Raw genomic sequence first — 26312 nt, 5'->3', positions numbered from 1 at the left:
AACCTTACTTTTAAAAAGTAAGGTTTTTTGTATTTATTCATTAGCAATATAAGCATTCTTATAAGTATAAACACCACCAAATTGATGTTTTTCAATCCCTTTTACATACTCCTTTTGTACATACGCTGAGCCAATATGATAAAGCGGCGCCACCGCAGCATCTTCTAATAATACCTGCTCGGCTTCTCGCAACGCTTCCCATCGTTTTTCCCTATCTAGTACAAAATCCGTTTTCGCTTTCTTTATTAATTCATCGTAACGAACATTAGAATAATTCATTTTATTATTCGGATTCCCTGTCGTAAATAACTCTAAATAACTAATTGGGTCTTTATAGTCAGGTCCCCAATTTGCCATAGTTATATCGTAATCACCTGTTTGTTCTAACTGTAATTTTTGCTTAAATGGCTGTTGTTTAATTTGTATCGTTAATCCATGCAAATACTTTTCTAAGTCACCTTTTATATATTCTGCCATACGTTTTGCGTTATCTTGTTCAAATGTTAGAAACTCAAGGTTTACTTCGCCTACTCCAAGTTCTTTTTTCGCTTCTTCCCAAATCTTTTTCGCCTTTTGTAAGTCATATAGAGAAAGATCTCCGTTTTCTTTTCTAAAATCTTTGCCAGTCTCTTCATTTACATGACCAACTGGTACAAGTCCACTTGCAGGTTTTGCTCCGTTATTAATAAAGTGAGCAACGAAATCATCTTTATTTAACGCTAATGAAATAGATTGACGCACCTTTTTATTTGCTAACGCGGTATTTTTTTCATTAAAACGAAGCATAGCAATTCCAGAATCACTCGACATATGTAATTCCTTATTCCCCTTATACTTGTCTACAACTTGCGAATTAATAGGTACCCGGTCCAAATCTCCGGCTTCATATAAATTTACAGCTGTCATTGTATCCTTCACGATATGAAAGTTTATTTCGTCTAGTTTCACTTTCTTTTGATCCCAATATGTAGCATTTTTCTTTAATTGAAACTCTTGTTCATGCTTCCATTTTTCTAATACAAATGGACCGTTATATATGAGATTACTAGGTTCCAATGCATAATTGTTTCCTTGTTCTTTCAAAAATGATTCATGCTGTGGTAAATATATAGGTAATGCTAACAACTGTAAAAAATACGGAATTGGCTGTTCTAGTTCAACTTCTAACTTATAATCATTTATAACCGTAACTCCAAGTTCATCTAGAGACATTGCTCCCTTATTAATCTCTTTCGCATTTTTTACATAAAAGAGCATGGACGCATATTGAGATGCTGTTTCAGGGTTAATTGCACGTTTCCACGCAAACATAAAATCATTTGCTGTTACATTATCCCCATTTGACCATTTTGCATCTTTACGCAAGTCAAATGTATATTTCTTACCATCTTCACTTCTTTTAAACGATTTTGCTATGGCTGGAGTAGGCTGATCTTGATCATTTAATACATATAACCCTTCAAATATATTCTGCATAACGTGCGCTGATGTACCATCTGTTGTTTTCACAGTGTCCAGAGAAGGAATTTCTTCTGATACTGTTACATTTAACACTTGTTTTTTAACCTCTATGTCACTTTTATCCGCTTTATTATTACAAGCTGTTAATAATAAAGATGTAACAAGTGCCATTACCATTAAATGGCTCTTTTTTCGCTTCATGAGTTGTTCTCCTTAAATATAAAATATTATAAAGCGTAATATATTATAGCAGAAATACTAACAGAAAGATGCGACATTCTTTTGAATATTTATTCGTTCAAGAAAAAAGCTATCCTTTTAAAAGGATAGCTTTTTCAACTGCCACATAATTATCTATCTTTGCAGACCTCGTTTATAACGACTTGCTTCAAATATAATACTCTCTTCATCTAACGTTTTACATTCACCATTCCAAACGACACGTTTTCCGTTAATAATTACATCGCTTATATCTTTACCACTCGCAGCATATACAAGGTGTGATAACACTTCATCTGCTGGTTGTAGATGCGGCTTGTTAGACGGGTCAATCGTAATAAAATCAGCACACTTACCAGCTTCTAGTGACCCTGTTTGTTTCATCCCGATTACTTCCGCAGCTCCTTTTGTCGCAAGAGAAAGAGCTGTTTCAACTGGTAATGCTGTTGCATCTTGGTGAATACCTTTTTGTAATAAAGTCGCTATGCGCATTTCTTCAAACATGTCTAAATTATTGTTAGATGCAACACTATCTGTTGCAATTCCTACTTTTATTCCTGCTTCTAGCATCGCTTTTACATTCGCTATACCAGAACCTAGTTTTAAATTACTATTCGGATTATGAGCTACTCGAACATCATGTTCTGCTAAAAATGCACGCTCATCATCATTTAATACTACACCGTGTGCAATAACTGTTGGGCGTTTAAACAATCCGCAGCTCGCTGCATATTCTACTGGACGTTTTCCGTACTGTGCTTCAATATCACGTACTTCACGCTCTGTTTCAGAAAGGTGGATATGAACCATTGTTTGATTCTCTACTGCAATACGAGCACACTCTTCTAACAATTCTGTACTACATGTATATGGACTATGTGGTGCAACCATCGTAGTTAACATGCCACTTTCTTTATAATAACGCTTCACATATTTCTCAGCTTCTTCAATCGCTTTCTTTTCATCGTCTTTCGTTCCGAAGCTAAATAAAGTCCTTGAAACAGCAGCTCGCATCCCGCTCCTTGATACCGTTTCCATAATTGCGTCTTGATCTACTCCAATTGGATTAAACATGTCAGAGAATGATGTTGTACCACTTTTCACCATCTCAAGTAATCCTAATTCCGTACTAGCGACCGCAAGCTCTGGAGTAAATTGACTTTCCAGTGGCCAAATTCTCGTCTCAAGCCATGGCTGTAATAACATATCATCTCCAATACCTCTTAGGAGACTCATTACAACGTGTGTATGTGTATTTACAAGCCCTGGTAAAACCCACTTTCCTTTCATGTCAATTACTTCATCTACTTCAAAATCATTTGCAAATTCTCCGCTCTTTACATCTATAATTTGATCATTTTCTACAATGATATATCCATTTTCTATCACTTCGTTTTGTTCATTCATCGTTACAATTGTAGCGTTTACATAAGTTGTTTTCAAAAGTATTTCCCCTTTCAACTCTATGAAGTTCCCTTTAATGAAGTTACCACCATTATAGTAACTTATTAAGGATTAAGAGTCAAAAGATAATTTGAATTCTTTCATTATCTTTTCCTTCAAAATGCTATATTGTTTTTCATTTGTATCTGCAAATGCTTCTTCTCGATTTGATCCTATATCCATATAATTCAGTTTTTTATTAAATTGAGCCTCTGTAAAATCAAACCTCTGTCCATCTATAAAGTTATAAAAGTGCCACGCCTCTCTTGCTTTTGTCTTTTTAATCTCTCCTCCGTATATGTCTTGAACGACTAGAGCTGTAACACCACATTGTCCCTTTGCTGGATTTTCAATTGTCCACTTTGAGCTTGTTTCAATCGACCACGATCTTATTAGTGCTTCATATATTTGCTTTCTCTTTACATGATCCATTCTCAGCTTCTCCTACTATTAATTGTTTTACACATCATATTTCAAAAGGGGCAGTAATCGGTCCTTAAAAACCGTTGATGGTGTCTCTCCGATTAACTTTGCTCCCATATTCAAATAATATCCTTTTGCATTCGGATCACTATCAATCGTAAAGCTTTTTATTCCTAGTTCCTTTGCTTGCTCTATTACAAACTTCCACATTATTTTTCCATACCCCTTTCCTTTATAACGAGGATGAATGTATAAGAAATCGAGAGCTTTATCGTTACGTAAAAATGAGAAAAACCCAATCTTCGTATTATCGTTTTCTAAAACATATACAAATTTTTTTTTATGTGCTCATCGGTAATTGTTAAATCTTCCTTACAAGCAAGTATGAATTCTTCACTATAGTTCCACGTTGCTTTTGAATGTAGTGCGAGTTCACTTAATTCATTTGCTTCACTTAATAACGCCGTTCTTATCTTCATGATTCTTTTTCCTCACTTTCAATATGTAAACTACTAAATTGATTCGGAAAGCACTTCAAAAAACCTTTTATTTTCATAAATTAGAAATTACTTTTATAAATCTTTATTATAATCAGTACGATTTTTAACAATTTATTTAAAGAAAAAGAACGCCATCCCTAAAAGTCGGCGTTCTCTTTTTCTAAAATTTAATCTTCAAGCTCACTCATTCGTTTTACTATTTCGTACGATACACACCTATACAGTTTCTACTACCGCTTCAAGCATTGTTCCATTTTTAGCATAGTTCGTATGCCAAGAAAAAGCTTTTTCTAAAATATGAGGAGTTTGTCCACCTCTTGTTTTTGCTTCTTCGTAATAAGCTCGTAGCTGGGCACGATACATTGGATGTACGCAATTCTCAATAATAAGTTCCACTCTTTCTCTTGGCGCTAATCCTCTTAGGTCAGCATACCCTTGTTCAGTGACGATAACATCTACATCATGTTCCGTATGATCTACATGAGAAACGAAAGGAACGATACTTGAAATGTTACCACCTTTCGCAATCGATTTAGTAACAAAGATAGCTAAGCGAGCATTTCTCGCAAAATCACCAGAACCACCAATACCATTCATCATCTTTGTACCTAAAACGTGAGTAGAGTTAACATTTCCGTATATATCTAATTCTAAAGCAGTATTAATCGAGATCAATCCGAGGCGGCGAATGATTTCAGGGTGATTAGAAATCTCTTGTGGGCGCATCATTAATTTGTCTCGGTATTTTTCAAAGTTAGAAAATACTTGTTGCATTTTCTCTTCAGAAAGCGTGATCGAGCAGCAGGAAGCGAAATTAACTTTCCCAGCGTCCATTAGATCAAAGACCGCATCTTGTAAAACTTCAGAATACACTTCTAAATCTTCAAACTCCGAATCTAGCATGCCGTGCAATACTGCATTGGCAACTGAACCAATTCCCGATTGTAACGGTGCTAAACTCTTTGTTAATCGGCCTACTTTAACTTCTTCTCGAAGGAACTCTATTAAATGTTGTGCCATAATGACAGTTTCTTCATCTGGAGGAACAATTGTCGATGGTGAATCCAGTTGATTCGTAAACACAATCCCCTTCACTTTTTCAGGATTTATCGGGATACCAATTGTTCCAATTCGATCATCCGTTTTTACGAGCGGAATTGGAAGTCTTTCCCCTTGTTTACCTGGTTCATATAAATCATGCAGCCCCTCTAATTGCGTAGATTGAGCCATATTCATTTCAATAATAATGGACTTAGCATTTAAGGAAAATGCTAAGGAATTTCCAATTGAAGTGGTTGGAATAATCATACCATCTTCAGTAATCGCAACCGCTTCCAAAATAGCGACATCTATATCCATAACGTCAGCACGGAGTAGCTCTGCTGTATGAGATAAGTGCTGATCTACAAATAAAAAGTCTCCGTTATTAATTCCTTTTCGCATAGTCGCATCGGCTTGGAAAGGCAATCTTTTCCCTAAAATTCCTGCCTCAGCAAATAATTTATCTACATCCGAACCTAAAGAAGCTCCTGTATAAACATTTACTTTAAAAGATTTATCGTTCTTCACTCGATTCACCAGCGCAAATGGGACTGCTTTTACATCCCCAGCACGTGTAAATCCACTTAAACCTAAAGTCATTCCACTTTCAATCCATGAAGCTGCCTCTTCAGGTGTAACTACTCGATCTTTGAAACGTTGATCCCTAATTCTATCTAAATTATTCTCCATATGTAATCCCTCTCTCAATGAATATTCATAATTATTTTACACATTAACACTATCAAAATAGGGATTTTTGTACAGAATGCCGAAAATTCAGATAAAAAAGCAAATCTAGGTTCTAAAGCAGAAAATTTTAGAATCCTAGAAGCTTACGAAAATAGCTAGCGTATGATTGACTAACTGGTACTCTCTCACCATTATCCATTGAAAGTACAAAAGTAGAATGGGTATCAGGGTAAATCGCTTTAATATGATTAACATTTACAATAAAGGAACGGTGGCATCTAATAAAGGAATCTTTCGGCAACAAGTATTCGAATTCTTGTAGCGAGTACTTATGTGTTCCTGTTAACTCTTCTGAATTCACATACGTCTTTTTGTCTTTAGCTTCTAAATACATGACCTTTGAAAAAGGAACCGGAACCCATCCGTCTGTTGTTTTTAAAGTAACGACTGACTTTCCATCCGTTAAAGCGGGATAAATTGCCGTCACGCACCCCTCAATCTTCCCATTATTTGAAAACGGTACGGCCATTCCATGATAAGGAATACCGAAAACGTCCCGGTTAATAAACTCAGAGGCTTTTTGCTTCGTTACCATTGCTTTATGAGCAATCGTTCCTTCTTTAATAGGATCCCCAGCACTAATCTTTAAATCAATTCGTTTACTTGGCCGATAGTAAATATATTCTTTCGTATTCGAAACGGCAATTGATATTTCATCTGAAAATAATTCTCCAACTACATCTAGTAGTATACCTAATGTTTTATCTTCCATAGTATGAACACCTCATTTACTATTATACTACTATTATGATTTGTAAAACCGTTCAGCACTTTGAACGGTTTTACAAATCATTTAGTTCACCTTAGCCCCATAACATCTTGCTACTGCAACTGCCTGTGCTATATCTAATTTCACATTTTTCAAATCAAAACTTGTAAAATCAATTCTATCAACTACCGCTCCTTTTAAATTTGCACCACTAAGTTTCGCCTTACCTAATTGTGCACCGGTTAAATCCGCTTCACGTAAATCTGCTTTTTCTAAATTGCATTCATATAGGTCCGCTTCCATTAAACGTATACCCTTTAATATTTGTTTACTTAAGTTGGCGAACCTTAAATTCGTATATGACCAATCACCCGATATGATAGTTATTCCGTCTAAATTCGCTTCTTCAAAATCAGAGCCGGTCATTTTACATTCTTCAAACTTCGATACGAATAAATTCGCACCAACAAACTTACAATTCGCAAATGTAGTTACTTTATGAATAGAAGCGTTAAAAAGTGCACCGGTAAAATCACATTCTATGAAATTACAATTTTCAGTAGAAATTTCCGATGCATCTATCCCTCTAAAACGGCATTTTATGAAAGTACAATTCTTCAATTCCTCTTCTTTAATCAAAACATCTTGAAAATCTATTTCTACATATTCTTTATTTACAAATTCACTCATAACTATTCCTCCGTTCTCTCAAAGAAACCTCACTTCAAAAAAGTGAGGTTTCTTCTCATACAATATGCTTATCTAACCATAAAATCAAATCTTGAAATACTTCATCTCGATTTACTTCATGAAACATCTCATGTCTCCCATTTTCATATAAACGCAGTGTTACATCTTTCACGTCACATTTTTTATAATTTTCATACACTTCTTTTACACCTTTCCCCATATCCCCAACAGGATCACGATCTCCTGAAAAAATATGTATTGGAAGGTTTTTCGGTGTTTTTTTGAACTCTTCTAGTTTATTTACTTCTAATACACCAGAAAATAATTCTCGATAAAAACTTGTCGTACAAATGAATCCACATAACGGGTCCGCAATATATTTATCAACTTGGTTATTATCTGAAGATAACCAATCAAATTTTGTACGATTTGGCTTAAAGTTCGAATTAAAGTTTCCGAAAGATAAAAAGTTTAGCATTGGACTTTTCGTTTTCTCCCCGCGTAGTTTCATCTCGATTGTCGCTACTTTATGGCCGATACTTCCTAAAAGCCCTGGATTTCCACCTGTTCCTGAAATCAGAAACCCATCATATAGTTCACCCCTAAGTTGTACAGCACGTCTTGATAAAAAAGAACCCATACTATGTCCAAGTAAAAATAACGGGCATGTCTGCTCTTTTCTTATCGTTTCTGATACAAAAATAACATCAGACACAGCCTCATTCCAACCTACATTTGGTTTAAAATGACCATAATCTTCTTCTCTTTTCACTGTTTTCCCATGTCCTTTATGATCATGTGCATAAACACCATACCCCGCTTCTAATAACGCAGCAATAAAGTCTGTATAAACACCTGCATGTTCTGTCATACCATGTGCAATTTGAATAATCCCTCGCGGATCTCCTTCTGGTAACCACTTGCGTAAATAAATTTCTGATCCATCCAATGCCGTAACGAAACTTTCCTGTACGTTCATTTCGTCAGCTCCCAACTCTATTATGTATCTTTAAAAATGAATATCCATTCATTATTCTTACTATGTATTATATGCAATTGCCTTCATTATGACAAATGACTCACTTTTCTAATTAGCTCTTAAATTAATATGTTGACGAACCATCCGTAAAATTATATAGTTACTTACATAAAGTAACTATATATTTTTTAGGAGGTTTCTACTATTATGATGCCATCACTATTTTTAGCACATGGTTCGCCTATGCTCGCTATTCAAGATACAGACTATACACGATTTTTAAAAACACTTGGAGAAACATATAAACCGAAAGCAATTGTTATTTTCACTGCTCACTGGGAAAGTGAAGTATTAACGATTTCCTCATCAGATAACGAATATGAAACAATTTATGATTTTGGAGGTTTCCCCCCTGAGTTATACGAAATCAAATATCGTGCGAAAGGCTCTTCTAGCATTGCATCTATGTTAGAAACAAAATTTAAGAACAAAGGTATTCCAGTTCATCATAATATGACGAGAGGTTTAGATCATGGTTCATGGACACTTCTGCATCGTATGTATCCAGAAGCAAATATTCCTGTCGTGCAAATATCAGTAAATCCATTCCTTTCTGCAAAAGAACAATTTGAAATTGGAGAAGCACTTAAAGGACTCGGACAAGAAGATATTTTAGTAATCGGTAGTGGCGTTACCGTTCATAATTTACGAGCACTGAAATGGAATCAAACTACACCTGAAAAATGGGCAATTGAATTTGATGATTGGATTATTAAACATATGCAGAATAACGATAAAGATGCATTGTTTAATTGGGAGGAAAATGCTCCTCATGCACAATTAGCAGTACCAAGAGCAGAGCATTTTGTTCCTTTATTTATCGCTATGGGAAGTGGTGAATATAGCGGTGAAGTCATTCACCGTAGTTATGAGCTTGGTACATTAAGTTATCTCTGTCTGCGATTTTAAAGAAAAAGGATGAAGCACATGTTGCTTCATCCTTTTTCTTTTTCATTCACTTAGTTAACTAACTTCCAAACGTTGTTTCTCTGATACTTCTTCGTTCTTATTATGAAAATAAACCCAGATACACGCAATAAATAATAGTGATGATGTAGAGAAGAAAACATATTGGAAGCCCGCATGTGCTGCAATTTGTCCACCAAGTACTGGTCCAATCATATTTCCTAAAAACTGAAACGATTGATTATATCCAAATATTCGTCCCGTTACATGGGTTGGTGTATGTTGTTTTAGTAGAGTTTGTACGGAAGGTAATAATCCTGCTTGTGCGATACCTAATAAAAATCGAAGAATTAATAGTTGCCAAGCTGAGGTTACAAATGCTTGCGGGATAAAAATAATTCCTGCAGCAAACAACGCTACAACTAACGTTTTTTGAGGACCAATTTGATCTGATAATCTACCTAGCTTAGGAGCTGCCATAATAATAGCTAAACCTGTCGCAGACATGACTGCACCTGCAATCATTTCAATATGAGCTGTTCCTGGGCCTTCTAAATTCTTTACATACAATGTAATAATAGGTTGAATTGACATGTTCGCAAGTTGAATAATAAATGTTGTTACAAATAAACTAATAATTAAATGCTTTGCTGGAACCATCGTCCATACTTTTTTCGGTTGTACTTTTTTTGCTTGAGCGGAGTGATTCTCTTCATGTAGGAAGAAAAAAACGATGAGAAAAGAAAGGAATAAAAAAGCTCCTGTAACAAGAAAAACATGGCGCATTCCAATTAACTCAGACAAATATCCTCCAAGTAAAGGGCCAAGTAAAGAACCGCTCACGCCCCCAGTTGAAATTGTGGAAATTGCCCAACCTGAATGCTCTTTCGGAGTTTCTGCTGCAATAAATGTCATCGCCGTTGAAAGAAAACCAGATACCGCTCCCATCAAAAACCTTAGTGCGACTAGTTGATACACGTCCGTTACAAACCCCATAAGCGTCATAATAATCGCCATACCAAGGCTCGCACGAATAAGCATCAATTTCCGTCCATGTATATCACCAAGCTTTCCCCATATTGGTGATACGATCGCACCCATTAAAAATGTTACACCAAATGCAAGTCCCGACCACTGTGCAATACTTGAAGTGCCAGTTACTCCTAATTCCTCAATATAAAAAGATAAAAAAGGAATTACTAAACTCATACCGGCTGCAGTGGTAAAACAACCTAGCCAACAAATCATCAAATTTCGTTTCCAGCTGGCCATTTTCACACCTTCTTTCTTTAGATACCCATTCTACACCCTTTCTTGTAAAAAGTTTAGTAATTTGCTTTATTTGTAAAATCCACTACAAAACCCGCTATTTTCTAGTGAAAATCACTACATCTCTACATTATTTTCATAAAAAAACCAACTCCCATATATGGAGTTGGTTAATTACTCTCTACCGGTATTAAACGTGCATTACAACATCGCTCATAAAACTCAACCGGACCTGCTTGTCCAATAATTGCGTATTCATATCCTTCTTTCTTCATACTATGTAAACAACGATATAACAATTGCTTCCCTACACCATTCACACGATTTTTTTTCGCTGTGCCCATTGGACCAAACAATCCCTTCTTTCCTCTCACTACATCATAACAAGCGAAACCTACTATCACTTCTTCTTGTTCTGCTATATAAATAGGTAAATTATCTTTATATGTACGAAATCCATACTCTATTGAATGTAACCAACGTTCACCAAATTCCTCTTTAACAAAACTTGCTAATTTTTCAAAATCAGAAGGGCTAGCCTTTCTAACAGTACAAATTAAATGATTATAAGTAGGAACAAAACATTTTAGATCGACCGCTAAATCTCTTGGCTCAGCTATAATACGTAATATATCTTTTTTTATTTGTACATTTCCAATAAACGTATCTACATGAAATAGTGCATATATAACATGTCCTTCATTCATTATTACTTGCTGGAAACGTTCCATACGTTTCTTCGCTATTTGTAAAATTTCTAGCACCTTATAAGATACCTTATATTGTCCTATTTTTTCATACTCTTGATACGGTGAGTCGTATTGTTTTCGTATTGAAAGTTTTTCTGAAAACTCTATCCCCACTTTACGGAACAAATACATATACAACTCGCTACAAACTCCAGTACCTTCTTTACACATACCGATAAACAGATGAGCTGGTTGAATGATATTACTTTCTGCCTCTTCTGCTGCAATCTTCAATATGTTATGAACACGTTTTGTAAATTTATACTCCTCCATATGTATCTCCATCCTCTATTACTTTACTAGTAAACCGTAACCATAAATAAGTGAAACGATTATTCCAACTACCAATATACCTGGCAATAAATTTGCCACCTTAATTTTAATAACACCAAGTAAGTTCAATCCAATAGCGGCTATCATAATACCACCTGTAGCTGTCATTTCCACTATAAATTGATTCATTAATTCTTTCGGGACCAAACTATTAATTTGTGTTGCAAAAACCGCAATCCCTCCTTCGTATAAAATAACTGGAATCGCCGAAAATACTACACCAATTCCTAAAGTTGTCGTTAATATAATAGAAATAAATCCATCGATAATCGCCTTTGTAAATAAAATATCATGATTGCCACGAATCCCGCTGTCGAGTGCACCAAGTATGCCCATCGCACCTATTGCAAAAATTAAAGTAGCAGTTACAAAGCCTTCTGATATGCTCCCTTTCCCTTTTGATCCAACTTTATTTTCTAGCCAATCCCCTAAATGTTTTAACTTTCTCTCTAATTGTAGCCATTCCCCGATGACGGTACCAATCACTAAACTTAGTATGACAACAAGAAAATTTTCACTTTTCAATGCCATTTGAAGCCCAAGCACAGTAACCGCTAAACCGATTGCATGCATAATTGTTCCCTTCATACTTTCTGGAATCCTACTAAATAATTTACCTAGTAAAGTACCAAATATAATACAAATCCCATTTACAACTGCTCCTAATATAACCATTTCTTATTCTTCACCCTTCGAATTCTTTATTTCTATATTTTGGTTTATACATTGATTTACAGGTTATCTATATGTTAACTTAATATTAAGAATATTAACAAATGTTTTCCACAACATAAACCGCAATTTTTTTTGTAGTAATACATAATGTGAAACTTTAATTAACGTGAGTTTTATTGCCCACAAATTGCGGTATAAATTTAAAAGGGACGGTATTTATGAAAACTTTACTAAAACGATTTCTGTTAATAGCCTTTTGCATTACACCAATTGTTTTATTAATTAACTACTCTTTTACTTCAAAAGCGAAAGACAAACCCGATTTGCAAAACAAATCTAGTAAAACCGCTTCAACAAGTGAAAAGAAAATAGAAGACCCGGAAATTACACTCACTTTCTCTGGTGATACAATGTTCGATTGGCAATTACGTCCTGTAATCGAAAAAAATGGGGCTGATTATCCATTCCAACATGTAAAAGAAGAAATAACAAAAGCTGATATTTCTTTCGTTAATTTAGAGTCAGCATTTACAACGAGAGAAAAGAAAGCTCCTGGACAACTGTTTTGGATTAAAAGTGATCCATCCACGCTACAAGCTATAAAAAACACTGGATATGACATCGTAAATATCGGAAATAACCATACACTTGATTATGGGCAAGATGGATTATTAGACACGATTTCTCACGTAGAAAAATTAAAATTCCCTTATATCGGAGCCGGAAAAAATGCAAAAGATGCATATACAGCACGAGAAATGACTGTAAAAGGGAAAAAGTTCAAATTTCTTTCCTTCGTTCGATTTATGCCTGATACGAACTGGGTAGCTGGTAACAATAAACCTGGTGTTGCAAACGGATATGATTTAAATCTCGTAACAAAAACAATTAAAGAGCAAAAACAAGATGCAGACTATTTAATCGTCTATATGCATTGGGGCGTTGAAAAATCAAATCGTCCGGTAGAATACCAAAAACAATATGTACCTAAAATGGTTGAAGCAGGAGCTGACGCGATTGTCGGGAGTCACCCGCATTGGTTACAAGGATTTGAGTATTATAATAAAGTTCCTATCGCTTATTCATTAGGTAACTTTTTATTCCCAAGTTATGTGAGTGGGAAAAGCGCCGAAACTGGCGTATTAACTTTAACTTTTAAAGGAAAGGATGTACAAATGTCATTCAATCCTTACATCATTCGTAACAACCAAGTTTCCCCTGTAAATGAGGAAGAAAAGAAAAAAGCTCTTCAATATTTACAAACAATTTCAACTGATGTAGAAATTGATGCTACAGGGAAAATAAAAAACAAACGAAACTAGACAGCTCAAGATCTATTTCTCTGTAACATACATTACAGAATAGGTAATGAACATGCTGAAAGACTTATTAGAAAATGTAAGTTTGTTAGAGAATATTTATAAAATATCTATAGCCGTTCTACTTTTATGTTCAATTTTCTCTGTTAGACTTCTAAAAAAAATAAAACGCGAACGAAAACTTACTACCTTTGAATTTACTATGTATGTAATCATTCGTATTGCGATACTCTTTTGGTTAACTAGCTTTATCCTTCTTGAATATGGAAAATATTTAGTTTAACTATAAAAAGATAGATACAAGTAGCGTTTCTACTGCTTATATCTATCTTTTTTATTTCTAGTAAAACCGTATGTTATCCCTTTCCTTCTATTAAATAAGTAAATCAAACAAGATGGGATTTTTATTAAGCTCCATAAATTGAATATTATTTTCTTTAAAGCGAGTAATTAATTGCTCATAATCTTCTTTATGTTTCAACTCTACGCCGACTAACGCTGGACCATTTTCTTTATTATGTTTCTTAATGTATTCAAAGCGCGTAATATCATCTTCTGGTCCTAATCCTTTATCAAGAAATTCTCTTAGCGCACCTGAACGTTGCGGGAATTCAATAATGAAGTAATGTTTTAATCCTTCGTAAATGAGCGAACGTTCTTTCATTTCTTGCATTCTATCAATATCGTTATTTCCACCACTTAGCGTGCATACAACTGTTTTACCCTTTATTTCATCTCTATATAAATCAAGCGCTGCAATAGATAGTGCACCAGCCGGTTCAGCTACAATTGCATTTTTCTTATACAGTTCTAAAATCGTCGTACAAACTTTTCCCTCTGGTACTAAAACAATGTCATCAATTACATCTTTACAAGTTTCAAATGTTAACTTTCCTACTTTTTTAACAGCTGCCCCATCAACAAAACTATCTATTTTCTCTAATGCGACATTTTCATTTTGAAGAAAAGCCTCTTTCATAGATGCAGCTCCCATCGGCTCTACACCAATAACCTTTGTAGCAGGACTAACACCTTTCACATATGTACCAACACCTGATGCTAACCCACCACCGCCGATTGCCGTAAAGATATAGTCAACCGATTTCTCCATATCATGCATAATTTCAACTGCAACTGTCCCTTGACCAGCAACTACATACGGATCATCAAACGGATGAACGAACGTCATTCTATTTTCTTCACAATAGCGCTGCGCTTCTTGGAAAGAGCTATCAAATGTATCACCAACTAATACGATTTCCGCAAAATCACCACCGAAAAATTGTACTTGTGATACTTTTTGTTTAGGTGTTGTCGTCGGCATGAAGATTTTTGACGCAATCTTCAATAAATTACACGTATAAGCAACTCCTTGCGCATGATTACCAGCGCTCGCGCATACAACACCGTTTTGTAATTGTTCTTTTGATAAACTTTGAATTAAATTGTACGCACCACGAATTTTGAAAGAGCGAATCAATTGTAAGTCTTCTCGTTTTACATAAACGTCACAATCATATTTCTCAGATAAAACTGTATCACGTTGTAACGGTGTTTTAATAACGATATCTTTCATGCAATTATGAGCCATTAAGATATCTTCAATTTTCACTCTCTCCTTTACCTTCTGCACCATTATATATCATCCTTATCTCTTTTAAATTGGCTCAATCAAAATCCGGTATTTTTAGAACTGCACCTGTATTCGCCGATGTTACCATCTGTGCATAACGTCCAAGCCAGCCAGTTTTCACTTTCGCTTCTGGTCGTTTCCATTCTTTTTTACGCTTATCTAATTCTTCATCACTAACTCTTACTTCTAGCAAGCGTTCTTCAACATCAATACATACAATATCCCCTTGTTCAAGAAGTGCAATCGTTCCACCCGCAGCTGCTTCTGGTGAAATATGTCCTACTGAAATACCACGTGAAGCACCCGAGAAACGACCATCCGTTAATAGCGCAACATCTGCACCTAATCCCATTCCAGCAATCGCTGAAGTTGGCGCTAACATCTCTGGCATACCAGGGCCACCTCTTGGTCCTTCATAGCGAATAACAACTACATCGCCTTTCTTCACTTTTCCAAGCATAATGCCCGCAAGCGCCTCATCTTGTGAATTAAAAATAACGCAAGGTCCTTCAAAACGCTTTACCTCTGTTGCACCGCTTTTAATAACCGCTCCATCTTTCGCAAGGTTTCCTTTTAATATACGTAATCCCCCTTCTTCACTATGAGGGTTTTCGAGAGAATGAATAACTTCCTTATCTTTAATCTCTGCATGAGCAATGTTTTCTCTTAACGTCTGCCCGGTAGCCGTTATTCGGTCTAGATGAAGCACCCCTTCTTTTCGGCTCATCTCTTTCAAAATTGCACTAATCCCGCCCGCTCGATCAATATCTTCCATGTGCCAATTGGAAGCAGGGCTTACTTTACATAAATGTGGTACACGTCTTGAAACGGCATCAATGCGATTCATATCGTAATCTAAACCCGCTTCTTGTGCGAGAGCTAATGTGTGCAATACTGTATTCGTTGATCCACCCATTGCCATATCAAGCGCGAACGCATCATCAATCGCTTCTTCCGTTACGATGTCTCTTGGTTTAATATCTCTTTCAATTAAAATTTTTAATTTCTCTGCTGCTTGTTTAATTAACTCTTCACGTCTTGGATCAATTGCTAAAATACTCCCGTTACCAGGAAGAGCTAAACCTAACACTTCACATAAACAGTTCATAGAGTTCGCCGTAAACATTCCGGAACAAGAACCACAAGATGGACAGCCATGATCTTCAATATCCTTTAATTCTTCTTCTGAAATTTTCCCAGATTGATAAGCTCCTACTCCTTCAAAAACAGAACTTAAATCGACAACTTCTCCTTTAGATGTTTTTCCTGCTGCCATCGGGCCGCCTGAAACAAACACAGTCGGAATGTTAATACGTAGTGCAGCCATCATCATACCAGGTGTAATTTTGTCACAATTTGGGATACAAATCATGCCGTCAAACCAGTGTGCATTTACAACCGTTTCTACTGAATCTGCAATAATTTCACGACTCGGAAGAGAATAACGCATACCGATATGTCCCATCGCAATACCATCGTCAACTCCAATCGTATTGAATTCGAATGGTACCATACCTGCCGCGCGAACTGCCTCTTTTACAAGTTTCCCAAACTCGTTCAAGTGCTTATGCCCTGGAATAATTTCAATAAAAGAATTACAAATCGCTATGAAAGGTTTATCAAAATCTTCATCTTTCAAACCAGTTGCTTTTAATAAACTACGGTGCGGCGCTTTATCAAAACCTTTTTTAATCATGTCACTTCTCATCTTGTCAAATCCCCTCTTACGTATTTTTCACTTACAATCACTTACTCTATTTTTTCACTAATTCTTTCGGTGCATGAATCCAGCTCATCATTTCACGAAGCTCTGCCCCTACTTTTTCTAACTGATGATTTCGCTCTGCTTTTTTCATCGCATTATACGTTGGACGCCCTGCTTGATTTTCTAAAATCCATTTCTTCGCAAATTCACCTTGCTGAATTTCTGTCAAAACACGCTTCATTTCCTTCTTCGTTTCATCTGTAACAATTCTCGATCCTGTTACATAATCTCCGAACTCTGCCGTATCTGAAATAGAATGGCGCATATTCGTTAAACCGCCTTCGTACATTAAATCAACAATTAACTTTAATTCATGCAAACATTCAAAGTATGCAATTTCAGGTCGATATCCACCTTCTGTTAATGTTTCAAAACCAGCTTTCACAAGCGCAGTTACCCCGCCGCAAAGCACTGCTTGCTCTCCGAATAAATCCGTCTCTGTTTCTTCTTGGAATGTCGTTTCAATTACGCCTGCACGTGTACAGCCTACACCTTTTGCATACGCAAGAGCTAAACTTAATGCTGTTCCTGTTGCATCTTGATGTACTGCCACTAATGCCGGAACACCATTTCCTTCTTGAAATACACGACGAACGAGGTGACCTGGACTTTTTGGCGCGACCATCGCTACATCTACGTAACTTGGCGGGTTAATTTGTCCGAAGTGAATATTAAATCCATGTGAGAAAAGTAACATGTGTCCTTCACGAAGATTCTCTTCTACCTCTGCTTTATACACATAAGCTTGCTGTTCATCTGGCAATAACATTTGTACAACTTGTGCGGTTCGAACCGCTTCTGAAACAGACATTACTTCAAATCCATCTGCTTTCGCTACTTCATACGACTTACCAGGACGAACACCAACTACAACTTCTACACCAGAATCACGTAAATTTTGTGCTTGCGCATGACCTTGTGATCCATAACCAACTACTGCAACAGTTTTTCCTTGTAATAACTCTACATTTGCATCTTTCTCATAATATGTTTTCATATTCCATACACTCCTTATAATTTATTTACTTGCAGTACATCAATTAATTTTTTCAACTGACTAACAAGTAATGTCGCTTCATTTTCAGTACAAACTGCTGTGAGTTTCATTTCAGAAACACCACTTGTATCTCTTTCATTTAAATGTAAAGAAGAAATATAATAACCACGCCGAGCAAAAATCCCACTTATACGTAATAAGACGCTTGGCTCGTTATGAATAACGAGTGAAAAAGTATGACTCATTCTTCCCACCTCTTCATAATCATTTCGTTATTCCCTTTGTTTGGCGGAACCATCGGAAATACGTTTTCACCTTCTTCTACACAAAAATCAACTACGGCAGGACCTTCATGAGCAAATGCTTCTAACATCACTTGTTTCGCCTCTGTTGAATTTGTCGCTCTTAATCCCTTCACTCCATAAGCTTCTGCCACTTTCACAAAATCTGGCGATCCAATTTTTGATTCTGATAAACGATTTTCATAAAACATTTCTTGCCATTGCCTTACCATCCCTAAAAATTTGTTATTTATGATAAATACTTTTACAGGGATGTTATTTTCAGCAATTGTTTGTAGTTCTTGAATGTTCATTTGAAAAGAAGCATCACCTGCAATACAAATGACAAGTTCTTCTTTTTTAGCTAGCTGAGCACCAATTGCTGCTGGAAAACCAAACCCCATCGTTCCTAATCCTCCAGAGGTAAGGAACGTCCGAGGTTTTCTTGCTTTATAGAAGTGAGCAGCCCACATTTGATGCTGTCCTACTTCTGTTGTGACAATCGCTTCACCATTCGTTAATTCACTTACTAAGTTGATCACATGCTGTGGTTTTAACTCAGATTCTTTTTGCTTATAAGAAAGTGGATATTCTTCTTTCCATGCCTTTACTTTCTGAAGCCATTCGTCTGTTTGTGTATAAATAGACATATGTAACAACATGTGTAACGCTTTTTTCACATCACCAACAATGGGATGCTCTACAGTTACATTTTTATGAAACTCAGAAGGATCAATATCAATATGTACTTTTTTCGAGTGCGGAGAAAAAAGTTCTAATTTTCCTGTTACACGATCATCGAAGCGAACACCTAATGCAAGTAGTAAATCACATTCTGTTACCGCCATATTAGCAGCGTATGTCCCATGCATACCAAGCATCCCTAAAAACAATGGATCTCCCGGTGGATATGCACCAAGTCCCATTAAAGTTGAAACGACTGGAATACGGTTCTCCCTTGCGAATTCAAAAAGTTCATCGGATCCACCTGAATGAATGACACCTCCCCCAATATAAAGAAGCGGACGCTTTGATTTTGAAATTGCTTTAGCTACCTCTCTAAGTTTCATGCTGTCTGGTACAAGTTCTGGTTTGTACCCCGGAATATCAACTTCTTCATTAAAGAAACTGGTGACTTTTGCATTTTGAACATCTTTTGGAATATCGATTAATACTGGTCCCGGGCGTCCGCTTTCGGCGATGTAAAAAGCTTCTTGCACAATTCGTGATACATGATTTACATCACGAACTTGGTAATTATACTTCGTAACAGGTACTGTAATTCCGACAACATCCGCTTCTTGAAATCCATCTTTACCAATTAAAGGCGTTGCAACTTGGCCGGTAATGACAACTAAAGGAATCGAATCCATATAAGCGTCTGCTAAGCCGGTAACTAAATTTGTCGCCCCTGGGCCAGAGGTAGCAAAGACTACCCCGACCTTTCCAGAAGCTCTCGCATATCCTTCAGCCGCATGAATGGCAGCTTGTTCATGACGAGTTAAAACATGTTTCAAACCACTTTCGTATAACGCATTGTATACTGGTAAGATCGCTCCGCCTGGATAGCCGAAAACGGTCGTTACACCCAATTTCTTCAAACATTGAATCACGTGCCCAGCGCCTGTCATTTCTTCACACTGTAACTTCTCATACGCTGTATACTGCTGCTTCATTTCAATTAACTCCTCTCCTTATTTATGCTAAGCTTTCCGTCAGCCCGGGAACACGTACTCCTCTTTCTCTCGTTAATTTTTTAAATTCTTCGGTCAATTGTTTCGTTACACTTCCTGGTTTCCCATCTCCAATTTCTCTCGAATCAACTTTTACAACTGGAATTAACTCCGCTGCTGTTCCTGTTAAAAATACTTCATCCGCTACATATACATCATGGCGAGTGAATGGTCTTTCCTCACATGGAATACTCAGTCGTTCACATAGCTCGATAACACTATTTCTCGTAATACCTTCTAATGCTCCTAAATAGGATGGTGGGGTTAATACTTTTCCATCTTTCACAACGAAAACATTATCGCCAGAACCTTCACAAACATATCCTTGTTGATTTAACATAAGAGCCTCTAACACTCCTGCTTGTGCCGCTTCAATTTTTACAAGTACGTTATTTAAGTAGTTCATTGACTTAATGCGTGGATCTAATGCATCTGGCGTATTACGTCTTGATGCAACAGATACAACGCTTAATCCATTATCGTAAAATTCCTGAGGGAATAACTTTAATTGTTCTGCAATGATAATAACGCTCGGTTTCACACAACTTCTAGGGTCGAGCCCTAAGTCACCTTTTCCTCGTGAAACAATTAAACGAATGTAAGCATCCGCATACTCATTTTTTTGCAACGTTTGTAAAACTGCTTCTTCCATTTCGTCAACTGTCAGTGGGACTGTAAGTAAAATAGATTTTGCCGATTCATATAATCGTTTTACATGTTCTTTTAAACAAAATACATTTCCTCCGTAACTACGAATCCCTTCAAATACACCGTCTCCGTATAAAAAGCCGTGATCATATACTGAAACAACTGCCTTTTCTTTTTCTACAAATTCCCCATTCATGTAAATGTACTGGTTTCCCATCTCACATCGCTCCTCTTTTTTTCTCTATTTTTTGCAATCTATTTCTACATCGATTGCTGAGATGAGTATTTTTTACAGAATATTCAGTATATAAATATTAAAAATATACTCGTCTCAACAATCGATTACTTACATACTTGTAGCAATCCATTGCTGAGACGAGGGAATCGTGGTACCACTCAGCTTCCTTACACTTCTCACGAAATATAAGCTCTGCAAGTCCAATTAGACTTTTGTTTTTCTATCGGGAACAAACCCGCTACTTTTTACTAATTTTCAAAAGTAGTGCTCCGAGGTGATTTTCAATGAGTGCATTGTTACCACCCTCACAGCCTCGGGGCAGCTCTCTGAAACAATCTTTATCATTTACTCTCCTCTTCCACGCATTCTCTTATTCTATTTTCTAAAATAAAAACTCTCGCCTCAGCAATCAACTACTACAATTTAGTAGCTTTGATTGCTGAGGCGAGAGTTTCGCGTTACCACTCAGCTTCCTTATTTAGGATTGCTGAGGCGAGAGTTTCGCGTTACCACTCAGCTTCCTTATACTTCTCGCGAAATATAAGCTTCGTAGGTCCAATTAGACCCCCGTCCTTTTACCGGAGACGATGCCGCCGCCCTCTACTCAGTTTCCCTTTCGCAAGCGATGCTCCGAGGTGATCTTCAATGATTTGATTGTTACTACTCTCGCAGCCTTGGAGTAGCTCTCTGAAACGATCATAATCATCTACTTTCCTCTTCTTTGCATATACAACATATAAAGTTAGAAAATTTTTAATTAACTTTTATTTGTTACACGTATTATAGGACGTTGTTCTTTTCTTTGTCAACATGTTTTTTCAAAAAAAATCTAAATTCATTCTATTTATTTTTTCTCAAATCAAAATTGGAATGAATTACTTACATACACTCATATATTGCTTAAGTATGTTTGCACTACTACATAAAGAAAAATTTATGAGGAGATGAGAAAACTATGTTAAAAGGGAAAGTAGCGTTAGTTACAGGAGCAAGCCGAGGAATTGGACGAGCGATCGCTAAACGTTTAGCAAATGACGGTGCATTGGTTGCTGTTCATTACGGTAATCGAAAAGATGACGCTGAAGAAACTGTTCATGAAATTCAATCAAATGGTGGCCAAGCTTTTTCTATCGGCGCAAATTTAGAATCCTTACATGGTGTAGAAAACCTTTATAAAGCTTTAGATACTGAATTACAAAAGCGCACTGGTGAAACACAATTTGATATTTTAATAAACAATGCTGGCATTGGTCCTGGTGCTTTTATTGAAGAAACGACTGAACAATTTTTTGATAGAATGTTTTCAGTAAATGCAAAAGCACCATTCTTTATCATTCAACAAGCACTGCCACGTTTACGTGACAATAGCCGAATTATTAATATTTCATCCGCTGCGACCCGCATTTCTTTACCTGATTTTGTTGCATATAGTATGACGAAAGGCGCTATTAATACAATGACTTTTACACTAGCAAAACAGCTTGGAGCACGAGGAATAACGGTGAATGCAATACTTCCAGGATTTATTAAAACAGATATGAATGCAGAACTCTTGAGCGACCCGATGATGAAGCAGTACGCTACTACTATTTCCGCTTTCAATCGCTTAGGTGAAGTAGAAGACATTGCCGATACTGCTGCATTTCTTGCTTCTCCAGACAGCCGCTGGGTTACTGGACAATTAATTGATGTGAGCGGAGGATCTTGTTTATAAAAAACATATATTTTCAAATCTTTTTTATTGCGCAATAAAACAATTTATATAATACTATATAAAACATATACATTTAGGAGGATTACAGCAATGTCCGAAAAAACATACGAACTCGCAACCTTCGCAGGCGGTTGCTTTTGGTGCATGGTAAAACCATTTGATGAACTTCCTGGTATTCATAAAGTACTTTCTGGCTATGCAGGAGGTCATGTAGAAAACCCAACATATGAACAAGTAAAAACCGGAACATCTGGACATTTAGAAGTTGTTCAAATTACATTCGATCCTTCTATTTTTCCTTATCAGAAATTACTAGACTTATATTGGCCACAAATCGATCCAACTGATGATGGCGGACAATTCTTTGACCGTGGTCCATCTTATCGTACCGCTATTTTTTATCATAACGAAACACAAAAAGGGCTTGCTGAAAAATCAAAACAAGCTCTTGCAGAAAGCAGTATGTTTAAAGATCCAATCGTGACTGAAATTCGTCCTGCTGCACCTTTTTACGAAGCAGATGACTACCACCAACATTTCTATAAAAAGAATCCAGAGAAATATGCTACTGAGCAAAAAGAATCTGGCCGTGAAGACTTTATTAAAGAAAATTGGCAAAAAAAATAATAAAAACGCATCGTGCTTTTTTAGTACGATGCGTTTTTATTTTTGATAAAAGTACCATACAATTAACAGAACAATTGCTGTTAGTGACCAAAGTACTATCTCGTTTTTCACTCTATTCTTTTTCTTAGTCATTTCATTCCCTCCTAATAACAATTAAACATATTCAAGTTTTTCTTTGTTTAATTGTCCACCTTATATACATGAATACATCCTTACAAATTCTAATAGCAAGACCACCAATAATTCCGATTGCAATTGAAATTACTAACATCTGTCCAAAACTAAAAGAATTTGTGTACGTTATGTAGAGAACGATACATATAAGTAAAACATCCGGTAAAGAAAGTAAAAACCTTTTAAGCATTCCTTTATCTCCTCTATACTTTATTTATATCTTCTACTGTAATTTTGAAAGAAAGTTTGTTCAAAAATTCCATTTAGACCCTCATTTTACGAAAAATAATAAGAATCCCTTTTTAAAAGAAATTCTTATTCAGCAGATTTAAGTTTAATTATTTTCTACATATCCTATTCCATAATTACTCCTAAAATAGAATAATATTACTAATCATTTATTGTAAATTGACTATTTGCCAGGCGACCGAATGTCGCGCCAGCTACCTACATCACATTGGCCAAATTCATTATTACCTACCGCGACCACCGTGCCGTCTGATTTTAGTCCGACTGTATGTGCACAACCAGCCGCTATCGCTACAATATCGCGCCAATCGCTTACGTTACATTGACCATACTCATTCCAGCCCACGCCCACCACGGTACCGTCTAATTTTAGTCCGATTGTATGATTCGTACCAGCCGCTATTGCTACAATATCTATCCAGCCACTCACATCACACTGGTTATGTTTATCATTCCCCACTGCTGTCACCGTACCGTCTCGTTTAAGACCAACAGTATGAAGATACCCAGCCTTGACCGATACAATACCTCGCCAGCTACTTACATTGCATTGACCATATCGATTATTTCCCACAGTCGTCAATGTGCCGTCCAATTTAAGACCGACTGTATGCCAGTCACCCGCTGTGACTGCCACAATACCTTGCCAACTGCTTACATTGCATTCTCCTTCTTTATTTCGGCCCACCGCTACTACCGTGCCATCCGATTTAAGGCCAATAGTACGACGCCACCCTGCCGCAACCGCTACAATATTATGCCAATCGTTTACATCACATTGTTCATGCTTATTCCAACCCACTGCTATCGCAGTATTGTCACATGTAAGACCGATTGTGTGAGCATTACCTGTGTTCGTCGCCATATGAACATTGCCTGCTGCAACTGCTTCAATATCTCGCCAGCCACATACATTGCATTCTCCTTCTTTACTCCGGCCCACCGCTACTACCGTGCCATCCGATTTAAGACCAACAGTATGACCACGCCCCGCCGCTATCGTATCTTTTGACCATCGCTTCAATTTTTCTTTCGGTAAAATGTAATCCATGTTTTACCTCCTTGCATATAAGCAACTGTATCATAATAGATATTTTTATCAAATTTCATTATAAATCTACATTTACAAAGAAAGCTTATTTTACTTCTTCAAAAAATAAAAACCTCCAGTTTAAATACTAGAGGTTTTCTCGTTATTTCTTCAAGCGGTCAATAAAATCGTTCAATTTATCTAGCGATTTCATATTCAGATTGCAAGCTACACCATCTTTGCAAATGTAGTTTCCCTTTTTAACGAAAGTTCCTGGTACATCACCTTTAATTTCAACTAAAAACATTCCTACTTCTTCATGCCCATGACATAATGAACAAATGCTTTTTTTATTTAAACTTTGGAACGTTCCTTGCAGACCAACAAATTTATTTTTATCATTTTTCGCTATAATAAATTTCCTGCTTGATCCCTTATCAATCCAGCTTAAATAAGATATTTCTTTCATATCCATTTCTTCCATATCAGGAAGTTTTAACTTTTTCGCCTTAGGAAATAACTTTTTTAATGTTTGTGCTGTAACTTCTTGAAACGGAATTACATACGGATTTATTTTCATTAAAAATGATTCTGCATCTTCTCTATTTTGAACTGTTAATACCGTATCAATTAAATCTTTCTGTTCATCCGTTAAATTCTCAAATACATGTATTATCTTTTCAATCGCAAGCGATTTTAACGCTTGAATAACACCTCTATCATTTGCCGTTGCATGCCCATTTGCTAAAATATAAGCTTGTGATTTTATAAAATTATATTGATCACTTCTAATAAACGCTTCCATCTTTATCACTCCATACAAATTGTTGATCTAGTTTTATTGTATACAATGATTACGTTTTTTGATATGTAAAAGATAACTTAGAAACAAACATTACATATATCACTTATTCTCTACCGCTGCATTTCCTGACAAAAGAAGCCATCATCTGTTTTCCATTCCGCATATAATACGTCTTCAAATTTAGTAATTCCTTTTTGCTTTATTTGTTTATAAAGCCATCCTTCATCAAATCCCGCTTCCCTCAAATTATCCTTAACTACTTTTCCATCACTAATTAATGAAATTGGTAAGTATACAGGCTTATGTTTTAAACTTAAATCATTTATAGTAGGAGATTCGTATTTACTTTTTTTCAGAACGCTTATGTTTCCGTTAGGCTCCAATATCATATATTCAACTTCTCGGATTGAAAATATATCTTTTTGTTGTCTTAACATTTGTTGTAATTGGTTAATGTCCAAATGATTTGATTTTAATTGTTCTCTATCAATATGCCCATTACGAATGATAATAGAAGGGTATCCTTCAAAGAACTTTCTTGTCCTTCTAAATTTTTGTGTTATTACTTCTATTGCGTAAATTAATATTACCCATACAAACACAGCGTATAAAATAGACCATACTCTCACCTCAGGATCATATACAGTGTTTCCAACTAGTTCTCCGATTACAATCGCAGAAATAAAATCAAAAGGGGTTAGCTGTGATATTTGTGTTTTCCCTAATATTTTAGTAGCAATTAATAAAACAAAAAAACCAACAAAAAGTTCTATCGTTATCTGTCCAAGATGATTCATATGTGTTCACCTTTCTGTAATATGAAATATAACGTTTTTATTCCTATTCACATTTCTATACAATACTATTGCGATTCATTTTTTCTATTATCATG

At 36.1% G+C, this 26312-nt stretch carries 25 protein-coding genes, 1 pseudogene and 2 other annotated features; of the genes and pseudogenes, 5 read left to right on the top strand and 21 right to left on the bottom strand.

Annotated elements, in window-relative coordinates; genetic code table 11:
- Positions 1-33: 33 nt before the first annotated feature.
- The 8 genes and pseudogenes from DN403_RS12520 to DN403_RS12485 all read right to left on the bottom strand — a co-directional run bounded on the left by DN403_RS12520 (position 34) and on the right by DN403_RS12485 (position 8215).
- On the bottom strand, positions 34-1662 hold the full coding sequence (locus DN403_RS12520; protein ID WP_000823503.1) for a peptide ABC transporter substrate-binding protein: 1629 nt from the start codon (positions 1660-1662) through the stop codon (positions 34-36).
- 153 nt (positions 1663-1815) lie between these two features.
- On the bottom strand, positions 1816-3141 hold the full coding sequence (locus DN403_RS12515) for a bifunctional S-methyl-5'-thioadenosine deaminase/S-adenosylhomocysteine deaminase (protein ID WP_016077867.1): 1326 nt from the start codon (positions 3139-3141) through the stop codon (positions 1816-1818).
- Positions 3142-3195: 54 nt separating this feature from the next.
- Positions 3196-3555: a YunG family protein gene (locus tag DN403_RS12510; protein WP_016077868.1), complete on the bottom strand. Its 360-nt coding sequence runs from the start codon at positions 3553-3555 to the stop codon at positions 3196-3198.
- Between the two features lie 27 nt (positions 3556-3582).
- Positions 3583-4025, bottom strand: a pseudogene (locus DN403_RS12505) (GNAT family N-acetyltransferase).
- A gap of 237 nt (positions 4026-4262) precedes the next feature.
- Positions 4263-5777: an acetyl-CoA hydrolase/transferase family protein gene (locus DN403_RS12500; protein ID WP_016077870.1), complete on the bottom strand. Its 1515-nt coding sequence runs from the start codon at positions 5775-5777 to the stop codon at positions 4263-4265.
- Between the two features lie 127 nt (positions 5778-5904).
- A complete protein-coding gene (locus DN403_RS12495) occupies positions 5905-6549 on the bottom strand; it encodes a LytTR family DNA-binding domain-containing protein (protein ID WP_000389701.1) in 645 nt (214 codons plus the stop codon).
- Positions 6550-6630: 81 nt separating this feature from the next.
- On the bottom strand, positions 6631-7236 hold the full coding sequence (locus DN403_RS12490; protein WP_001288921.1) for a pentapeptide repeat-containing protein: 606 nt from the start codon (positions 7234-7236) through the stop codon (positions 6631-6633).
- Between the two features lie 55 nt (positions 7237-7291).
- Positions 7292-8215, bottom strand: coding sequence for an alpha/beta hydrolase (locus DN403_RS12485; RefSeq protein WP_001102579.1), 924 nt, complete (start codon positions 8213-8215; stop codon positions 7292-7294).
- A gap of 207 nt (positions 8216-8422) precedes the next feature.
- On the opposite strand from DN403_RS12485, the gene DN403_RS12480 reads away from it, so the two are divergent.
- Positions 8423-9184, top strand: coding sequence for a DODA-type extradiol aromatic ring-opening family dioxygenase (locus tag DN403_RS12480; RefSeq protein WP_098390549.1), 762 nt, complete (start codon positions 8423-8425; stop codon positions 9182-9184).
- A gap of 54 nt (positions 9185-9238) precedes the next feature.
- Here DN403_RS12480 and DN403_RS12475 read toward each other — a convergent pair whose 3' ends face one another.
- The 3 genes from DN403_RS12475 to DN403_RS12465 form a co-directional block, all read right to left on the bottom strand.
- Positions 9239-10453, bottom strand: coding sequence for a multidrug efflux MFS transporter (locus DN403_RS12475; RefSeq protein WP_149185515.1), 1215 nt, complete (start codon positions 10451-10453; stop codon positions 9239-9241).
- A gap of 167 nt (positions 10454-10620) precedes the next feature.
- A complete protein-coding gene (locus DN403_RS12470; protein ID WP_000393444.1) occupies positions 10621-11472 on the bottom strand; it encodes a GNAT family N-acetyltransferase in 852 nt (283 codons plus the stop codon).
- Positions 11473-11490: 18 nt separating this feature from the next.
- Positions 11491-12207: a DUF554 domain-containing protein gene (locus DN403_RS12465; protein ID WP_000236049.1), complete on the bottom strand. Its 717-nt coding sequence runs from the start codon at positions 12205-12207 to the stop codon at positions 11491-11493.
- 218 nt (positions 12208-12425) lie between these two features.
- On the opposite strand from DN403_RS12465, the gene DN403_RS12460 reads away from it, so the two are divergent.
- A complete protein-coding gene (locus DN403_RS12460) occupies positions 12426-13529 on the top strand; it encodes a CapA family protein (protein ID WP_000854495.1) in 1104 nt (367 codons plus the stop codon).
- A gap of 52 nt (positions 13530-13581) precedes the next feature.
- Positions 13582-13809, top strand: a complete 228-nt coding sequence (locus DN403_RS12455) for a hypothetical protein (RefSeq protein ID WP_000910225.1) — start codon at positions 13582-13584, stop codon at positions 13807-13809.
- A gap of 90 nt (positions 13810-13899) precedes the next feature.
- Here DN403_RS12455 and ilvA read toward each other — a convergent pair whose 3' ends face one another.
- From ilvA to ilvE, 6 genes are read right to left on the bottom strand one after another with little or no spacing between them, the layout of a single operon-like run.
- A complete protein-coding gene (gene ilvA / locus DN403_RS12450; RefSeq protein WP_000250342.1) occupies positions 13900-15162 on the bottom strand; it encodes a threonine ammonia-lyase IlvA in 1263 nt (420 codons plus the stop codon).
- A 31-nt stretch (positions 15163-15193) separates the two neighbouring features.
- On the bottom strand, positions 15194-16867 hold the full coding sequence (ilvD, locus tag DN403_RS12445) for a dihydroxy-acid dehydratase (RefSeq protein ID WP_001255822.1): 1674 nt from the start codon (positions 16865-16867) through the stop codon (positions 15194-15196).
- A 46-nt stretch (positions 16868-16913) separates the two neighbouring features.
- Positions 16914-17921 carry a ketol-acid reductoisomerase gene (gene ilvC, locus DN403_RS12440; RefSeq protein WP_000861148.1) on the bottom strand — a complete coding sequence of 336 codons (1008 nt, stop codon included), beginning with the start codon at positions 17919-17921 and terminating at the stop codon, positions 16914-16916.
- 14 nt (positions 17922-17935) lie between these two features.
- Positions 17936-18166, bottom strand: coding sequence for an ACT domain-containing protein (locus DN403_RS12435; protein ID WP_000019916.1), 231 nt, complete (start codon positions 18164-18166; stop codon positions 17936-17938).
- A complete protein-coding gene (ilvB, locus tag DN403_RS12430; RefSeq protein ID WP_149185514.1) occupies positions 18163-19878 on the bottom strand; it encodes an acetolactate synthase large subunit in 1716 nt (571 codons plus the stop codon). Before ilvB ends, DN403_RS12435 begins: the two co-directional genes overlap by 4 nt.
- Positions 19879-19900: 22 nt before the next feature.
- Positions 19901-20800, bottom strand: a complete 900-nt coding sequence (gene ilvE / locus DN403_RS12425) for a branched-chain-amino-acid transaminase (protein WP_000528163.1) — start codon at positions 20798-20800, stop codon at positions 19901-19903.
- A 151-nt stretch (positions 20801-20951) separates the two neighbouring features.
- Positions 20952-21191 (bottom strand) — a binding site (T-box leader).
- Positions 21192-21306: 115 nt separating this feature from the next.
- Positions 21307-21552: a binding site (T-box leader), on the bottom strand.
- 224 nt (positions 21553-21776) lie between these two features.
- On the opposite strand from ilvE, the gene DN403_RS12420 reads away from it, so the two are divergent.
- The gene (locus DN403_RS12420; protein ID WP_000911802.1) at positions 21777-22535 is read left to right on the top strand and encodes an SDR family oxidoreductase; all 759 of its coding nucleotides are present in this window, start codon (positions 21777-21779) and stop codon (positions 22533-22535) included.
- A 90-nt stretch (positions 22536-22625) separates the two neighbouring features.
- The gene (gene msrA, locus DN403_RS12415) at positions 22626-23162 is read left to right on the top strand and encodes a peptide-methionine (S)-S-oxide reductase MsrA (protein ID WP_001291894.1); all 537 of its coding nucleotides are present in this window, start codon (positions 22626-22628) and stop codon (positions 23160-23162) included.
- A gap of 163 nt (positions 23163-23325) precedes the next feature.
- On the opposite strand, the gene DN403_RS12410 is transcribed toward msrA, so the two are convergent.
- From DN403_RS12410 to DN403_RS12395, 4 genes are all read right to left on the bottom strand, one after another.
- Positions 23326-23526: a hypothetical protein gene (locus DN403_RS12410; protein WP_000919318.1), complete on the bottom strand. Its 201-nt coding sequence runs from the start codon at positions 23524-23526 to the stop codon at positions 23326-23328.
- A gap of 222 nt (positions 23527-23748) precedes the next feature.
- Complete coding sequence (locus DN403_RS12405; protein ID WP_016077872.1) at positions 23749-24636, bottom strand: RCC1 domain-containing protein; 888 nt, start codon at positions 24634-24636, stop codon at positions 23749-23751.
- A gap of 142 nt (positions 24637-24778) precedes the next feature.
- Complete coding sequence (locus tag DN403_RS12400) at positions 24779-25420, bottom strand: FusB/FusC family EF-G-binding protein (protein ID WP_016077873.1); 642 nt, start codon at positions 25418-25420, stop codon at positions 24779-24781.
- Between the two features lie 110 nt (positions 25421-25530).
- On the bottom strand, positions 25531-26217 hold the full coding sequence (locus DN403_RS12395; RefSeq protein ID WP_001015968.1) for a DUF421 domain-containing protein: 687 nt from the start codon (positions 26215-26217) through the stop codon (positions 25531-25533).
- Between the last annotated feature and the right edge of the window lie 95 nt (positions 26218-26312).

The sequence above is a fragment of the Bacillus sp. AY2-1 genome (assembly GCF_008368965.1).
Lineage (GTDB): Bacteria > Bacillota > Bacilli > Bacillales > Bacillaceae_G > Bacillus_A > Bacillus_A thuringiensis_S.
This window is presented reverse-complemented; position numbering and strand designations above follow the sequence as displayed.

Excerpts from the sequence above, each read along its gene's own strand:
- DN403_RS12420 (WP_000911802.1), top strand. The coding sequence starts at position 21,777 with ATGTTAAAAGGGAAAGTAGCGTTAGTTACAGGAGCAAGCCGAGGAATT.
- ilvC (WP_000861148.1), bottom strand. The coding sequence starts at position 17,921 with ATGAAAACATATTATGAGAAAGATGCAAATGTAGAGTTATTACAAGGA.
- DN403_RS12400 (WP_016077873.1), bottom strand. The coding sequence starts at position 25,420 with ATGGAAGCGTTTATTAGAAGTGATCAATATAATTTTATAAAATCACAA.
- DN403_RS12405 (WP_016077872.1), bottom strand. The coding sequence starts at position 24,636 with ATGGATTACATTTTACCGAAAGAAAAATTGAAGCGATGGTCAAAAGAT.
- ilvA (WP_000250342.1), bottom strand. The coding sequence starts at position 15,162 with ATGGTGCAGAAGGTAAAGGAGAGAGTGAAAATTGAAGATATCTTAATG.
- DN403_RS12495 (WP_000389701.1), bottom strand. The coding sequence starts at position 6,549 with ATGGAAGATAAAACATTAGGTATACTACTAGATGTAGTTGGAGAATTA.
- DN403_RS12455 (WP_000910225.1), top strand. The coding sequence starts at position 13,582 with ATGCTGAAAGACTTATTAGAAAATGTAAGTTTGTTAGAGAATATTTAT.
- DN403_RS12475 (WP_149185515.1), bottom strand. The coding sequence starts at position 10,453 with ATGGCCAGCTGGAAACGAAATTTGATGATTTGTTGGCTAGGTTGTTTT.
- ilvB (WP_149185514.1), bottom strand. The coding sequence starts at position 19,878 with ATGAAGCAGCAGTATACAGCGTATGAGAAGTTACAGTGTGAAGAAATG.
- DN403_RS12465 (WP_000236049.1), bottom strand. The coding sequence starts at position 12,207 with ATGGTTATATTAGGAGCAGTTGTAAATGGGATTTGTATTATATTTGGT.
- DN403_RS12510 (WP_016077868.1), bottom strand. The coding sequence starts at position 3,555 with ATGGATCATGTAAAGAGAAAGCAAATATATGAAGCACTAATAAGATCG.
- DN403_RS12490 (WP_001288921.1), bottom strand. The coding sequence starts at position 7,236 with ATGAGTGAATTTGTAAATAAAGAATATGTAGAAATAGATTTTCAAGAT.
- msrA (WP_001291894.1), top strand. The coding sequence starts at position 22,626 with ATGTCCGAAAAAACATACGAACTCGCAACCTTCGCAGGCGGTTGCTTT.
- DN403_RS12500 (WP_016077870.1), bottom strand. The coding sequence starts at position 5,777 with ATGGAGAATAATTTAGATAGAATTAGGGATCAACGTTTCAAAGATCGA.
- DN403_RS12480 (WP_098390549.1), top strand. The coding sequence starts at position 8,423 with ATGATGCCATCACTATTTTTAGCACATGGTTCGCCTATGCTCGCTATT.
- DN403_RS12395 (WP_001015968.1), bottom strand. The coding sequence starts at position 26,217 with ATGAATCATCTTGGACAGATAACGATAGAACTTTTTGTTGGTTTTTTT.
- DN403_RS12435 (WP_000019916.1), bottom strand. The coding sequence starts at position 18,166 with ATGAGTCATACTTTTTCACTCGTTATTCATAACGAGCCAAGCGTCTTA.
- DN403_RS12485 (WP_001102579.1), bottom strand. The coding sequence starts at position 8,215 with ATGAACGTACAGGAAAGTTTCGTTACGGCATTGGATGGATCAGAAATT.
- DN403_RS12410 (WP_000919318.1), bottom strand. The coding sequence starts at position 23,526 with ATGCTTAAAAGGTTTTTACTTTCTTTACCGGATGTTTTACTTATATGT.
- DN403_RS12520 (WP_000823503.1), bottom strand. The coding sequence starts at position 1,662 with ATGAAGCGAAAAAAGAGCCATTTAATGGTAATGGCACTTGTTACATCT.
- ilvE (WP_000528163.1), bottom strand. The coding sequence starts at position 20,800 with ATGGGAAACCAGTACATTTACATGAATGGGGAATTTGTAGAAAAAGAA.
- DN403_RS12460 (WP_000854495.1), top strand. The coding sequence starts at position 12,426 with ATGAAAACTTTACTAAAACGATTTCTGTTAATAGCCTTTTGCATTACA.
- DN403_RS12470 (WP_000393444.1), bottom strand. The coding sequence starts at position 11,472 with ATGGAGGAGTATAAATTTACAAAACGTGTTCATAACATATTGAAGATT.
- ilvD (WP_001255822.1), bottom strand. The coding sequence starts at position 16,867 with ATGAGAAGTGACATGATTAAAAAAGGTTTTGATAAAGCGCCGCACCGT.